Genomic DNA, 13,227 nt, shown 5'->3' on the forward strand with positions numbered 1-13,227 from the left:
CTCATCAATTTGCACCTCTCAGTCATTAGAGTAGTTACTCAAATTATACATTAAAATAACCCTATAGACCGACACTCTTTTTTTAGTGTCTAATCTATAGGGTCCAGTTTATTATTTTAGTGCCTGTGCTTGCCTTTTTATTTCAAGGGGAACATGAAACCAAGTCAAGTGTTGTTCAGACGCCATTATTAACTGAAACACTACGTATTGAACATATTGCAATTCTGATTGTAGGGATTATCGTCGTTTATGCTGTGATGAAACAAATCCATTTTCCTACAAAAATGCTATTAGCACCTATCGTCGTATTAATTATTTGGAATTTAACAACAGAACGCATATTCACTTTAGACCCACCAATTATTGCGGCTGCACAAGTCATTTATATGGTGCGTGTCGGTGTTCAAATTGCGCACTTAACGGATCAATTGAAAGGGCGCATTGCCTTAGCGATTGCTTTCCAAAATATTTTATTAATTGCAGGAACGTTATTTATGGTTTGGGGGATACAATATTTGAACCACATTCCGCTGAATACGATCTTTTTAGGTGCAGCACCCGGCGGAATGGCTCAAATTGTGCTCGTCGCATTAGACACAGGTGCCGACGTCGCAATCGTATCATCGTTCCATATTTTTAGGATTTTCTTTATACTCATGCTTATCGCACCACTCATTGATGTTTATTTTAAATATCGTTCAAAAAAGCACGTTTCAAAGTAGCAAATATTTAACTTCTATGTGGACAATCAATTAAATGTGAATTATACATGCCAGCTGCTTCCATAAATGAAAAAATGGTTACTGGGCCGATAAATTTAAAGCCGTATTGCTTCAAAGCTTTAGACAGTTGTTTAGCTGTCTCATTAACTGTAATACGTTCGTCTGGCGTACGATATTGAAAGTCAATCGGTTGACCATCGACAAACGACCATAAAAATTTGCTAAAGCTACCATGCTCACGTTCGATTTCGATATAACCACGTGCTTGTGCAACAATAGCTGCAAGCTTTTGACGGTGGTGGATGACGTTTGGAAAATCGAGTAATGCATCAATATCCGCTTCGGTCATTTCCGCGACATTGTATGGATCAAATTGAAAAAAGGCTTCCTTATAAGCGTCTTTTTTCTTTAAAATTGTTAGCCAAGATAAGCCAGCATGTTGAGATTCTAGCGCGAGTAATTCAAAAAGTTGTTGCGAGTCATAAAGCGGCTTACCCCAAACGTTATCGTGATATTGAATGTAAAGTGGATCTGTTGTTCCAAAGGCACATGGGTTCATTTCATCAACTCCTGTATTGACTTCATAGATGTTTCATTATACTATATTGTTAAACAGAATATTAGTATTTGGGAAGAGTAGGTTGGAATATTATTAAAGAGAGTGCATGGTCGGTGTAAATGCATATAAGTTTTAACTGAAGGTAGCCCACTCGTTCTCTAGCTGAATCAGTAGGTTAGAGCGTGTCATGAGCGTTAATCATATGAGTGCAATAGTTAGTTAAACAATATCTATTGAATATAGGTGGTACCACGGAACATCCGTCCTATTACAGGACAGGTGTTCTTTTTATTTTTATGGAGGGATTTAAATGGACATGCAGACAAAATATAATCCGCAAGAAGTAGAAGCAGGACGCTATCAAGAATGGTTAGATCATGAGCGTTTCAAACCAAGCGGCGATCTTGACAAACCAACATATACAATTGTTATTCCACCGCCGAATGTAACAGGTAAATTACATTTAGGGCATGCTTGGGATACAACATTACAAGATATTTTAACACGTATGAAACGTATGCAAGGTTATGATACGTTGTACTTACCGGGTATGGACCATGCAGGTATTGCAACACAAGCGAAAGTAGAAGCGAAAATGCGTGAAGAAGGGATTTCACGTCATGACATCGGTCGCGAGAAGTTTCTTGAAAAAGCATGGGACTGGAAAGAAGAATACGCATCATTTATTCGTAAACAATGGGCGAAGCTTGGACTTGGCTTAGATTATTCACGTGAACGCTTTACATTAGACGATGGTTTAAGCAAAGCGGTACGTAAAGTATTCGTTGATATGTATAATAAAGGACTTATCTATCGTGGCGAACGTATTATTAACTGGGATCCAGAAGCGCGTACAGCTTTATCTGATATTGAAGTGATTCATGAAGATGTAAATGGTAAGTTTTATCATTTTAAATATCCATATGCGGACGGCAATGGTTATATTGAAATTGCAACGACTCGTCCAGAAACGATGTTGGGCGATACAGCGATTGTTGTTAACCCAGATGATGAAAGATACAAAGATATTATCGGGAAAGAAGTTATTTTACCTATTGTTGGACGTACGTTACCAGTATTAGCGGACGATTATGTAGATAAAGAATTCGGTAGTGGTGCGATGAAGGTAACACCTGCGCATGACCCGAACGATTTTGAAATTGGAAATCGCCATGATTTAGAACGCATTGTCGTAATGGACGAATCAGGTCATATGAATGACAAAGCGGGTAAATATGAAGGTATGGATCGCTTTGAATGTCGTAAACAATTAGTGAAAGACCTTGAAGCGGAAGGGCTTGTTATTAAAATTGAAGACCATATGCACTCAGTTGGTCATTCTGAACGTAGTGGTGCAGTTGTTGAACCGTATTTATCAACACAATGGTTCGTAAAAATGGCGCCACTTGCACAACAAGCACTTGATAATCAAAAAACAGACGGCCGTATTGAATTTGTGCCACCACGCTTTGAAAAAACATTTAATCGTTGGATGGAAGAGATTCGTGACTGGACGATTTCTCGTCAACTTTGGTGGGGACATCAAATTCCTGCTTGGTATCATAATGAAACAGGCGAATTGTATGTTGGTATGGAAGCACCAGAAGATAGTGAAAACTGGACACAAGACGAAGATGTTCTTGACACATGGTTCTCAAGTGCATTATGGCCATTCTCAACGTTAAATTGGCCAGACGAAGAAGCAGCGGACTATCAACGTTATTATCCAACAAATGTTTTAGTAACAGGATATGACATCATTTTCTTCTGGGTTGCACGTATGATTTTCCAAGGTTTAGAATTTACAGGTCAAAAACCATTTAACGATGTACTACTACATGGTTTAGTGCGTGCGGAAGATGGCCGTAAAATGAGTAAATCACTAGGTAACGGTGTTGATCCAATGGACGTTATTGATCAATATGGTGCAGACAGCTTACGTTACTTCTTAGCGACAGGTTCATCACCAGGTCATGACTTAAGATATTCTACAGAAAAAGTTGAATCTGTATGGAACTTTATTAACAAAATTTGGAATGCTGCACGTTTCAGCTTAATGAATATTGGTGAAGATTTTAAATTTGAAGATATCGATTTATCACAAAACTTATCTGTTGCAGATCAATGGATTTTAACACGTTTGAACGAAACAATTGAAACAGTAACAGATTTGAGCGATAAATATGAATTCGGTGAAGTCGGCCGTGCGCTTTACAATTTCATTTGGGATGAGTTCTGTGACTGGTATATCGAAATGAGTAAAATCCCTATGAATGGGGACGATGAAGCTCAGAAAAATGTGACACGTTCTGTATTAAGCTATACGTTAGATCGCATTATGCGTCTGTTACATCCATTTATGCCGTTCGTCACTGAACATATTTGGCAAAACTTACCACATCAAGGTGAGTCAATCGTGACAAGTGAATGGCCAACAGTGAATGACGAATTGATGTTCCCAGAAAGTAAAGATGTGATGGAACAATTAGTTGAAATTATTAAATCAGTACGTCAATCACGTCTAGAAGTAAATACACCATTATCAAAAGAAATTCCAATTATTATCCAAGCTAAGAATGCAACAATTCAACAATTGCTTTTAGATAATAAAGGTTATTTAGAACGTTTCTGTAATCCAAGCAGATTAACAATTGATACGGAAGTGACAATTCCTGAAAAAGCGATGACATCTGTTGTTGCAGCGGGTGAAGTCATTTTACCGCTTGAAGGTTTAATTGACATGGATAAAGAAATCGCACGTTTGGAAAAAGACTTAGATAAATGGCAAAAAGAACTTGATCGCGTTAATAAGAAATTAGCGAACGAAAACTTTGTTCAAAAAGCCCCAGAAAAAGTCATTCAAGAAGAGCGTGACAAACAATCGAAATACCAAGAAAAATATGATGGTGTGAAAGCACGTATTGAACAATTAAAAGCTTAGGAGTTTAAACTATGAATTATCTTGATAGCTTATATTGGATTCATGAGCGTACGAAGTTTGGTATTAAACCAGGTGTCAAACGTATGGAATGGATGTTACAACGCCTAGGCAATCCGGAACAGCATATTCAAGCCATTCATGTCGGTGGTACAAATGGGAAAGGCTCTACAGTCGCATACTTACGAGATGCTTTGTTGAAAAACGACTATGAAGTAGGTACTTTCACATCGCCTTACATTGAATCATTTAATGAGCGCATCAGTTTAAACGGTGCGCCCATCTCTAATGATGAAATTGTGGAGTTAGTTAAACGCGTAAAACCGGTCAGTGAAGCAATGGATGAAGAAACGGAGTTAGGTGTTGCAACAGAATTTGAGATTATTACAACGATGATGTATCTCTATTTTGGAGAAATACATCCGGTTGATTTCGTCATTGTAGAAGCGGGCTTAGGCGTTAAAAATGATTCAACGAACGTCATTAAACCGGTGTTAAGTATTTTAACAAGTATCGGTTTAGACCATACGGACATTTTAGGTAATACGTATTTGGATATTGCGAGAGATAAAAGTGCCATTATTAAAGAAGGGGTACCTGTTGTCTATGCAGTCAAAAACGAAGAAGCTTTGAAGCTTATTCGTGATACGGCAGAAAAACGCGATGCCAAAGCATTAGAATTTGATAGAGATATTTTAATTGTTTCAGAAGCAGACGAGTTTACGTATCGTTACAAAGATTATGAACTTGAAAACATTGCATTAAACATGCTAGGGGAACATCAAAAAGAAAATGCGGCACTTGCCATTACTGCGTTGATTGAATTAAACGAACAAGGTTTGATTCGCATCGACTTTAATAAAATGATTGACGGCATTGAACTTGTCAATTGGCGAGGTAGAATTGAACGTGTGTCCACAGACCCACTCATTATTCTTGATGGTGCCCATAATCAAGAAAGTGTAGATGCATTAGTCGATACGATCGAAAAATATTATCATCTTGAAAAAGTAGATGTTTTATTTTCAGCGATAGACGGCAAACCAATTCATCATATGCTTCAAGCTTTTGATGAAATCGCACAACATATTTATGTAACACACTTTAATTTTCCTAAGGCATTACCGATGGAAAAGTTATATGCTGAGATTGAAAGTGACCATAAATCAATGGTGGATGACTATGTGAACTTCATTCAAAATTATCAAGGAGATGCATTATTGATTACAGGTAGCTTGTATTTCATCAGTGAAGTAAAAGCAAAACTTGGTTACAATTAAAATATGAATTGAGACGCAAAAAATTGTGTGAACATGCATCACGTCTCATTGTATGAAAGAGCGATATTTAGAATGTTATAAAAACTTCTGCATATTGCTCTTTATTTTGGTTTTTATGGATTTGACGTTTTTATTTGTGCCCGTTTATAATCTTGTCCATATAGAAAGGAGATTGTAGTGAGGAGTGGATTTCATGATTGTTATCGTTTTTATACTGGGAAGCGCAGTGATGAGTTTTCTTATGCACATTGCGGATGTGCGACAGTTATGTTTTCGTATGCTGCTTGAACGCTCGAAATGTTCATCATGTAACCACGTTTTAAATTGGCGAGATTTAATGCCGATTGGCAGTTACATAATGTTAAAAGGAAAGTGCCGGTATTGTCAGGCGTTGATTCCTAGAAAGTTGTTAATTGCTGAAATACTCGGAGGACTCATTGCAGTGATTCCTTTTATATACCCGCTTTATATTGATACGTCCGTTTTTTATATGATTACCTTTTTATTACTTGCTTTATCAATGATAGATATTCAATATTTAATCGTCCCACATCGTTTCCTCTTTGTGTGCCTTGTTACAAACTTCTTGTTACACATGCCATTTAGTATCACGCACAGTCAAATATATGTGATTGCGTTGCTTATTATTTCAAGTTTTTGTCTTTATCGCGTAATTGGAATGGGCGATTTTAAACTGCTTCTTGTACTTGCGTTATTTTTACCAGCGCCTTTTATGGTATTTGTAATATGGTTGACGTTTCCGATTGGCGTGCTTTTATTGCCACTTCTATATTATTGCCGTTTACTGAAGTTACCTTATATCCCACTCGTACCTGCTATTAGTTTAAGTTTTATTGTCGTTTCCCTGTCATATCCAGTTATTATCACAATTGTAGGAGGGTTTATATGAGTCGTATTTATGAATTAAGTGAGCAAGAAAAACCGAAAGAACGTCTTATTACGAAAGGGGTACATGTTCTATCAAACACAGAGTTAATTGCGATTTTGTTGAATACAGGTCATTTGGGGTGTTCCAGTTTACAATTAGCAACACAACTGATGAGTACCTATCAAACACTCGATCGACTGAGATCACTTTCTATGGTTGAACTCACATCAATCAAAGGTATTGGTATGAATAAAGCGGTGACTTTAAAGGCCGCAATTGAACTCGGAGGAAGAGTTAAGGAGGAGCGACAAGTTTATTTATCTGATCCGATTAAAGAACCACAGCAAGTTGCTGAAAAAATGTATGATTTAATGAGTGGCTATACGCAGGAGCATTTCGTCGTCTTATTATTAAACACCAAACATCAAGTGATATATCAAAAAACAATATTTATCGGGACATTGAATAGTGCCATTATTCATCCGCGAGAAGTGTTTAAAGAAGCGGTTAAGTGGTCTGCACATGCGATGATTGTTGTACACAATCACCCATCAGGGGACCCGACACCATCGCAAGCGGATATTCAAACAACACAACGCTTAGTGTCTTGTGGCGAAGCAATGGGCATTGATGTTTTAGATCATATCATCATCGGTGACCATAAGTATATCTCAATTATGAGCGACTACAATATTGAATGAAAATATAAAAAAACGGGCGAATTGATACGCTATCAACGTCCCGTAGTCATTCATTCAATTTATAAAAAATGGATAGCCATATAATCGTCCATTATAATTGCAAGAGTTGAACAAGCCATAAAAATAATTGATAGCCTAAATATAGCACTAGCAAGAACAATCCAATTTTTATCACCCATTTTAATAACGTGAAACTAAATCGTATGATTAAAATGATTAACAGTATAATTAAAAATAAAGTAATCCAGCTCATATAGATGCCTCCCTTATTTCATATTTTACAGAAAATACATAGAACTTTCATCATACTTAAGCATAATAGACTATCGTACCTTAGTATGATGAATCGAAATCTTGAATTCTGTATAATGAAAGAGTATGTATTGAGGGTGGTGATTACGAAAGTTTTTGTCTCGCTCCCAATTGCACGATAAATTTTGGAGGGATTGAATTGGTGCATATCAAACGTATCATAAAAGCTTTGATTGTCTTAGTTTTGTTAGCAATCCTTATTTTCGTTTCATTAAAATTTTTGCCGGGTGTTAAAGACCAAGCATGGAATCCATTAAATGAGCAAGAAGTTGTTCAAGAAGTCGATGAATCTGGCTTTGCTGTGCCAATGGAAGGTCAAAGTTATGTGCTTGAAGAAAATGATATATTCCGTAATATTCCGAAGAGTCAAAGTCGTCATGTGTTCGATTGGATTGATAAATATGAGTTCGCACAAGTCAATCAACTGCAGCGTATGGCATATGATGATACATACTTAGTTGCTGAACAAAACACACAATTTATTTTATATCGTTTTGGTGATGATACGATGCGTGTTTATACGACTGAACATGATATGCAGTATGACCTGTATCAATTGGGGCACCCCATGAATTTGCTGCCAGCTGAATCATTCCAAGCAGCAGAAGATCGTACGAATGAATAAAGATATTATAAGCATGTATTCATGCAATTAATAAAGTTTTTCTTAGGCGTTTAGGGCGACTAAATCTTAAAAAAATAGAGATTTCTGTCATATGCTTTTCGAAAATACGACTTTGCTACTTTATTTAATAATTGGAGTGATATAAAATATAGAGATACAAACAAATACATGTAACTTGAGGTGTTGAGGTTGTCCAATTTTTTTAGAAACAACAAATTAGTAGTGTTGTTTTGTGCATTAATTTTATTTATTGGCTTGATTGGTTTGTCGATAAGATCAAATGTTCAATCAGTGCCTGAACAATATGTCAGTGATACGGCTTCGTTCGGACAGCGTGCGTTTTCATATCCGATGCATATCGTCACAGGATCCATTGCGAACTTCTTCGAGGATAGACAACCTGCCACGAATCAAACGAAACAACTTGAGGCGGATAATCAGCGTTTAAAAGCAGAAAATGAAAAGCTTAAGAAAGAACTTGATATGGGTGATATATCAAAATATGAGCCTGTTTCTGCAGCTGTCATTGCACGTCAACCAGATCAATGGATTAATACGCTCGTGATTGATAAAGGGGCAAAAGATGGCATTAAGCCGAATATGGCTGTTATGACGACGGAAGGTTTAGTCGGACAAGTGAGTAAAGTGAACCAGTTTTCATCACAAGTGAACATTATATCAACGAAAGGTCGTTTGAATCGCTTGTCAGTAAATGTACTACATGATTCAAATGAAGTTTTCGGTTTGATCGACCATTTTGATGAAAAGAATGACCGTTTGATTATTAGTGATATTGATAACAATGATGACGTTAAAAAAGGCGACAAAGTTGTCACAAGTGGGTTGGTTAATCAATTGCCAAAAGGACTTTATGTCGGCGAGGTAGAAAAAGTTCAAAATGACCAATATGGATTGTCTAAGCAAGTCTCTATTAAAACAGGGGCGAACTTAAATCAAATTTTGCATGTCTATGTTGCTAAAAGAGATCCTAAAACACTTGCTGATGATGAAGGGGAAGACAAGTAATGAAAAAAGCTATTTATTATGTGCTCGGTGTATTGCTTTGTTTTTACCTAGATACGTTGCTTACTTTTCTGTCACCCATTGCAGTCGGTCATGTTAAGTTTATTCTTGTACCACATCTTGTATTTTTGTTTCTTATTTTGATAACAGTGTATAGAAATACAAGTACTGCACTTGTGCTCGGAACATTACTTGGTATCGTACAAGATTTATACTTCGGTCAAATTTATGGTCTCTACTTATTCGGCTACTTACTCTCTATTTTAATTGCGGATAAGTTTTTGAAAGTATTTTTTAGAGACCATGTGATGGTTTACTGGATGATTCTACTTGGCATTGTCTTTTTAGAAATTTTCGTTGTTGTGCTGTACCATGTATTAGGTTTGATTGATTTTCATATTCTACCATTTTTAACGTTAAGATTACTGCCGACACTGTTACTAAATGGACTGCTACTTATTTTTGCATATGCCATTCTTGAAAGAAAAACAAAAGTGAAGACAAGTATTGACATCAAATAATCAGAGTGTTATGATTCAATAGTTGAGTAGTTTATAGCTACATACAACCGCTCAAATATGGGTTTAAGAACGTAATGTCACCTATATATGGCGTGACTTAAAATTTAGGAGGTGCAAAGTATGTTTGCTATTATCGAAACAGGTGGAAAACAAATCAAAGTTGAAGAAGGTCAAGAGATTTACGTTGAGAAATTAGACGTAAACGAAGGTGACACTTTCACTTTTGATAAAGTCCTTTTTGTAGGTGGAGATGCTGTTAAAGTTGGTGCGCCAACAGTTGAAGGTGCAACAGTTACAGCGACTGTTAACAAACAAGGTCGCGGTAAAAAAATTACAGTATTCACATACCGTCGTCGTAAAGACTCTAAACGCAAAAAAGGTCATCGTCAGCCTTATACAAAGCTTACGATTGAAAAAATTAACGCTTAATATATGATTAATGTTGATATCACGTTAAACGAAGAAGGTCGCGTCACTGATATTGTGATGGATGGACACGCTGATTTTGCTGAACACGGCTCTGATATCGTATGTGCAGGTGCATCTGCGGTACTTTTTGGAAGCGTGAATGCAATCCTCGGTTTGACATCTGAAAGACCGGATATTGATTACGATGACGATGGTGGCTACTTTCATGTAAGAAGTGTTGATACAAACAATGAACAAGCGCAGCTCATTATGCAAGCGATGCTCATATCTCTACAAACAATTGAAGACGAATATAGTGATTTTATTAAATTAAATCTAAAGTGAGGTGTAACTCATGCTAAAATTAAACTTACAATTTTTCGCATCTAAAAAAGGGGTAAGTTCTACAAAGAACGGACGTGACTCTGAATCAAAACGCCTTGGTGCTAAACGTGCTGATGGACAATTCGTTACAGGTGGTTCAATCTTATTCCGTCAACGTGGAACTAAGATTTACCCAGGTGAAAACGTAGGTCGCGGTGGCGATGATACATTATTCGCTAAAATCGATGGCGTTGTTAAATTTGAACGTAAAGGTCGCGACAAAAAACAAGTATCTGTATACGCAGTTGCTGAATAATTTGTCGTCATTTAACACCAGAAGGTAACTTCTGGTGTTTATTTATTAGGTGGGGATTTTTTAGCTTTTTAGTTCACTATCCCGCTAATATATCTTATGATAATAAATGGCATTGTGTAGGTTATAAACAGAAGTATGACATCATTAATAGTGTCAAATATCATGAGCTTTTGCTTATCATGAAAATTTTATCCATGCCTACACGTATTAAATAGAAATGTAAAAGAGGTGAACTGGATGTTTGTCGATCAAGTCAAAATATTTTTAAAGGCCGGTGACGGTGGTAATGGTATTACGGCGTATCGTCGTGAAAAATATGTACCGTTTGGTGGTCCAGCAGGTGGCGATGGCGGTCGTGGTGCGTCAGTTGTGTTTGAAGTAGATGAAGGATTAAGAACTTTAATGGACTTTAGATATCAACGCCAATTTAAGGCGAAAAAAGGCGAAAACGGTCAAAGTAGTAATATGCATGGTAAAAATGCTGAGGACCTTGTGTTGAAAGTGCCGCCCGGTACGATTGTTAAAGACGTGGAAACGGAGCAAACGTTAGCCGACTTAGTAGAACATGGTCAACGCGCAGTGATTGCGAAAGGTGGCCGTGGTGGTCGTGGTAACTCTCGTTTTGCGACGCCTAAAAACCCTGCACCAGACTTTAGTGAAAATGGTGAACCGGGTGAGGAGTTAGAAGTTGTGCTTGAATTGAAACTTTTAGCGGATGTTGGTTTAGTTGGGTTTCCAAGTGTTGGTAAGTCAACATTGTTATCGATTGTTTCTAAAGCAAAACCGAAAATTGGTGCTTATCATTTTACAACGATTCAACCCAACCTCGGTGTGGTTGTTACACCGGATCAACGCAGTTTCGTACTAGCGGACTTACCAGGTCTTATTGAAGGTGCGTCTGAAGGTGTTGGTTTAGGTCATCAATTTTTACGTCACGTTGAACGTACGAAAGTTATTGTGCATGTGATTGATATGAGTGGTATGGAGGGGCGAGATCCTTTTGAAGATTACCAAACGATTAATCATGAGTTGAAAGCGTATCAACACCGTTTAGAAGAGCGTCCACAAATTGTCGTTGCGAACAAGATGGATATTCCAGAAGCTGCTGAACAACTGGAACTTTTTAAAGAACAATTAGGTTCTGATGTACCTGTTGTGCCAATTTCTTCATATACGAGAGAAAATATTGACCAGTTGTTATATACGATTGCGAATACGTTAGAAGAAGTCAAAGACATCGACTTTAATGAAGAGGAAAAAGCGGATGAAACAAACCGTGTTCTATACAAACATACACCGTCTCAAGATAAGTTTGAAATTACACGCGATGACGATGGTGCATATGTTGTGAGCGGTAACGCAATTGAGCGTATGTTCAAGATGACTGATTTCAACAGTGATCCAGCGGTACGTCGTTTTGCACGTCAAATGCGTTCGATGGGTATTGATGATGCATTGCGTGAGCGTGGTGCGGAAAATGGCGATATTGTCCGAATTCTTGGCGGAGAATTTGAATTTATTGAATAAGAATCGGATAAGGGGACGACAGGATGAAACCGAAATTTTATTTAATTCGTGAAGATGTTTTGCCATATGTAGTTGAGAAAGTTTTAAAAGTGAAAGCTTCATTGAAAGAGAATCCAGCGATGACCGTGCAAGAGGCGGTTGTACTACACGATTGTTCTCGAAGTGCGTTTTATAAATATCGAGATACGATTTTTCCGCTCGAAGATATGAAACAAGATTTAGAAGCTTTTACGATTATTTTATTTGTGAATGATAAGGTTGGGATTTTAGCGCACATACTTGAAAAGCTATCAGCATTGAACTTTTCTGTGCTAACGATTCATCAAAGTGTACCTATTGATGAAAAAGCATCCATTACGTTATCGCTAAATGCAAGTAAAGCAACGTTAAATGCGTATGAGATTATTAATGAATTACGCAAAATGGATTATGTTTATAATGTAGATATTATAGGTATGAACATGTAAGGAGTAGAGTGAAATGTATGCATATATACGTGGTACTGTGACGGAACTTCAACCTTCACATATCGTAGTGGAAACTTCTTCAGGCATCGGCTATGAAATACAAACACCTAATTCATATCGTTTTCAAAACCAATTGCAACAACAAGTCATCGTGTATACGTCATTAATCGTACGAGAAGATGCACAATTGTTGTATGGGTTTATCAATCAAGAAGAAAAGTCGATGTTTTTAAGCTTGATTAAGGTAACTGGCATTGGGCCGAAATCGGCGCTTGCTATTTTAGCTGCGAGCACACCGGCACAAGTTAAACGTGCGATTGAACAAGAAGACGACACCTATTTAACACAGTTTCCTGGCATTGGTAAAAAGACAGCACGTCAAATCATTTTAGACCTTAAAGGGAAAGTGGTCGTTGAATCGACGGTTGATGAAGGCCAATTAACGATTGAGATGAATCAAGGTGAACCTATTTATAAAGATGCGTTGCTTGCTTTGGATGCGTTAGGTTATTCTAAACGTGAATTACAAAAAGTTGAGAAAGCGATGCAGAAACAGACGTTTGATTCTGTAGACGAAGCTGTGAAGTTTGGATTGAAACAATTGATAGGATAGGA

The 13,227-nt window shown here is 37.2% G+C and carries 15 protein-coding genes and 2 other annotated features; of the genes, 14 read left to right on the top strand and 1 reads right to left on the bottom strand.

Annotation, left to right across the window (positions count from 1 at the left end):
- Positions 1–110: 110 nt before the first annotated feature.
- Positions 111–722 carry an AbrB family transcriptional regulator gene (locus tag TP70_RS05640; RefSeq protein ID WP_276307501.1) on the top strand — a complete coding sequence of 204 codons (612 nt, stop codon included), beginning with the start codon at positions 111–113 and terminating at the stop codon, positions 720–722.
- A gap of 7 nt (positions 723–729) precedes the next feature.
- Here the strand turns inward: TP70_RS05640 and TP70_RS05645 are convergent, their stop codons facing one another.
- Complete coding sequence (locus TP70_RS05645; protein ID WP_044360217.1) at positions 730–1,281, bottom strand: DNA-3-methyladenine glycosylase I; 552 nt, start codon at positions 1,279–1,281, stop codon at positions 730–732.
- A gap of 55 nt (positions 1,282–1,336) precedes the next feature.
- Positions 1,337–1,552: a binding site (T-box leader), on the top strand.
- Positions 1,553–1,591: 39 nt separating this feature from the next.
- Between TP70_RS05645 and TP70_RS05650 the strand changes: the two genes are divergently transcribed.
- From TP70_RS05650 to ruvA, 13 genes are all read left to right on the top strand, one after another.
- Positions 1,592–4,222, top strand: coding sequence for a valine--tRNA ligase (locus tag TP70_RS05650; RefSeq protein ID WP_044360218.1), 2,631 nt, complete (start codon positions 1,592–1,594; stop codon positions 4,220–4,222).
- Positions 4,223–4,233: 11 nt separating this feature from the next.
- Positions 4,234–5,499, top strand: a complete 1,266-nt coding sequence (locus TP70_RS05655; RefSeq protein WP_044360219.1) for a bifunctional folylpolyglutamate synthase/dihydrofolate synthase — start codon at positions 4,234–4,236, stop codon at positions 5,497–5,499.
- A 193-nt stretch (positions 5,500–5,692) separates the two neighbouring features.
- Positions 5,693–6,409 (top strand): prepilin peptidase, encoded by a 717-nt coding sequence (locus TP70_RS05660; protein WP_052502881.1) that lies wholly within the window; start codon positions 5,693–5,695, stop codon positions 6,407–6,409.
- Complete coding sequence (radC, locus tag TP70_RS05665; RefSeq protein WP_044360221.1) at positions 6,406–7,089, top strand: RadC family protein; 684 nt, start codon at positions 6,406–6,408, stop codon at positions 7,087–7,089. Before TP70_RS05660 ends, radC begins: the two co-directional genes overlap by 4 nt.
- A 454-nt stretch (positions 7,090–7,543) precedes the next feature.
- On the top strand, positions 7,544–8,026 hold the full coding sequence (locus TP70_RS05670; RefSeq protein ID WP_240626983.1) for a DUF4930 family protein: 483 nt from the start codon (positions 7,544–7,546) through the stop codon (positions 8,024–8,026).
- A 189-nt stretch (positions 8,027–8,215) separates the two neighbouring features.
- A complete protein-coding gene (gene mreC / locus TP70_RS05675; protein WP_044360225.1) occupies positions 8,216–9,052 on the top strand; it encodes a rod shape-determining protein MreC in 837 nt (278 codons plus the stop codon).
- A complete protein-coding gene (gene mreD / locus TP70_RS05680; RefSeq protein ID WP_044360227.1) occupies positions 9,052–9,570 on the top strand; it encodes a rod shape-determining protein MreD in 519 nt (172 codons plus the stop codon). The genes mreC and mreD overlap by 1 nt, the downstream gene beginning before the upstream one ends.
- Positions 9,571–9,605: 35 nt before the next feature.
- Positions 9,606–9,678: a sequence feature (ribosomal protein L21 leader region), on the top strand.
- Between the two features lie 12 nt (positions 9,679–9,690).
- On the top strand, positions 9,691–9,999 hold the full coding sequence (gene rplU / locus TP70_RS05685; RefSeq protein WP_044360228.1) for a 50S ribosomal protein L21: 309 nt from the start codon (positions 9,691–9,693) through the stop codon (positions 9,997–9,999).
- Positions 10,000–10,002: 3 nt separating this feature from the next.
- Complete coding sequence (locus tag TP70_RS05690) at positions 10,003–10,323, top strand: ribosomal-processing cysteine protease Prp (protein WP_044360230.1); 321 nt, start codon at positions 10,003–10,005, stop codon at positions 10,321–10,323.
- A gap of 10 nt (positions 10,324–10,333) precedes the next feature.
- On the top strand, positions 10,334–10,618 hold the full coding sequence (gene rpmA, locus TP70_RS05695; RefSeq protein WP_014613716.1) for a 50S ribosomal protein L27: 285 nt from the start codon (positions 10,334–10,336) through the stop codon (positions 10,616–10,618).
- A 237-nt stretch (positions 10,619–10,855) separates the two neighbouring features.
- The gene (obgE, locus tag TP70_RS05700) at positions 10,856–12,145 is read left to right on the top strand and encodes a GTPase ObgE (protein ID WP_044360234.1); all 1,290 of its coding nucleotides are present in this window, start codon (positions 10,856–10,858) and stop codon (positions 12,143–12,145) included.
- 23 nt (positions 12,146–12,168) lie between these two features.
- Positions 12,169–12,612, top strand: coding sequence for an ACT domain-containing protein (locus tag TP70_RS05705; RefSeq protein ID WP_044360235.1), 444 nt, complete (start codon positions 12,169–12,171; stop codon positions 12,610–12,612).
- A 13-nt stretch (positions 12,613–12,625) separates the two neighbouring features.
- The gene (gene ruvA, locus TP70_RS05710; protein WP_044360236.1) at positions 12,626–13,225 is read left to right on the top strand and encodes a Holliday junction branch migration protein RuvA; all 600 of its coding nucleotides are present in this window, start codon (positions 12,626–12,628) and stop codon (positions 13,223–13,225) included.
- Positions 13,226–13,227: the final 2 nt, after the last annotated feature.

Origin of the sequence: Staphylococcus microti, assembly GCF_000934465.1 — a bacterium.
Lineage (GTDB): Bacteria > Bacillota > Bacilli > Staphylococcales > Staphylococcaceae > Staphylococcus > Staphylococcus microti.

Bases quoted from the DNA above. Each gene is read 5' to 3' on its own strand.
- TP70_RS05645 (WP_044360217.1), bottom strand. From the start codon at position 1,281: ATGAACCCATGTGCCTTTGGAACAACAGATCCACTTTACATTCAATAT.
- TP70_RS05650 (WP_044360218.1), top strand. From the start codon at position 1,592: ATGGACATGCAGACAAAATATAATCCGCAAGAAGTAGAAGCAGGACGC.
- TP70_RS05655 (WP_044360219.1), top strand. From the start codon at position 4,234: ATGAATTATCTTGATAGCTTATATTGGATTCATGAGCGTACGAAGTTT.
- TP70_RS05660 (WP_052502881.1), top strand. From the start codon at position 5,693: ATGATTGTTATCGTTTTTATACTGGGAAGCGCAGTGATGAGTTTTCTT.
- radC (WP_044360221.1), top strand. From the start codon at position 6,406: ATGAGTCGTATTTATGAATTAAGTGAGCAAGAAAAACCGAAAGAACGT.
- mreD (WP_044360227.1), top strand. From the start codon at position 9,052: ATGAAAAAAGCTATTTATTATGTGCTCGGTGTATTGCTTTGTTTTTAC.
- rplU (WP_044360228.1), top strand. From the start codon at position 9,691: ATGTTTGCTATTATCGAAACAGGTGGAAAACAAATCAAAGTTGAAGAA.
- TP70_RS05690 (WP_044360230.1), top strand. From the start codon at position 10,003: ATGATTAATGTTGATATCACGTTAAACGAAGAAGGTCGCGTCACTGAT.
- rpmA (WP_014613716.1), top strand. From the start codon at position 10,334: ATGCTAAAATTAAACTTACAATTTTTCGCATCTAAAAAAGGGGTAAGT.
- obgE (WP_044360234.1), top strand. From the start codon at position 10,856: ATGTTTGTCGATCAAGTCAAAATATTTTTAAAGGCCGGTGACGGTGGT.
- TP70_RS05705 (WP_044360235.1), top strand. From the start codon at position 12,169: ATGAAACCGAAATTTTATTTAATTCGTGAAGATGTTTTGCCATATGTA.
- ruvA (WP_044360236.1), top strand. From the start codon at position 12,626: ATGTATGCATATATACGTGGTACTGTGACGGAACTTCAACCTTCACAT.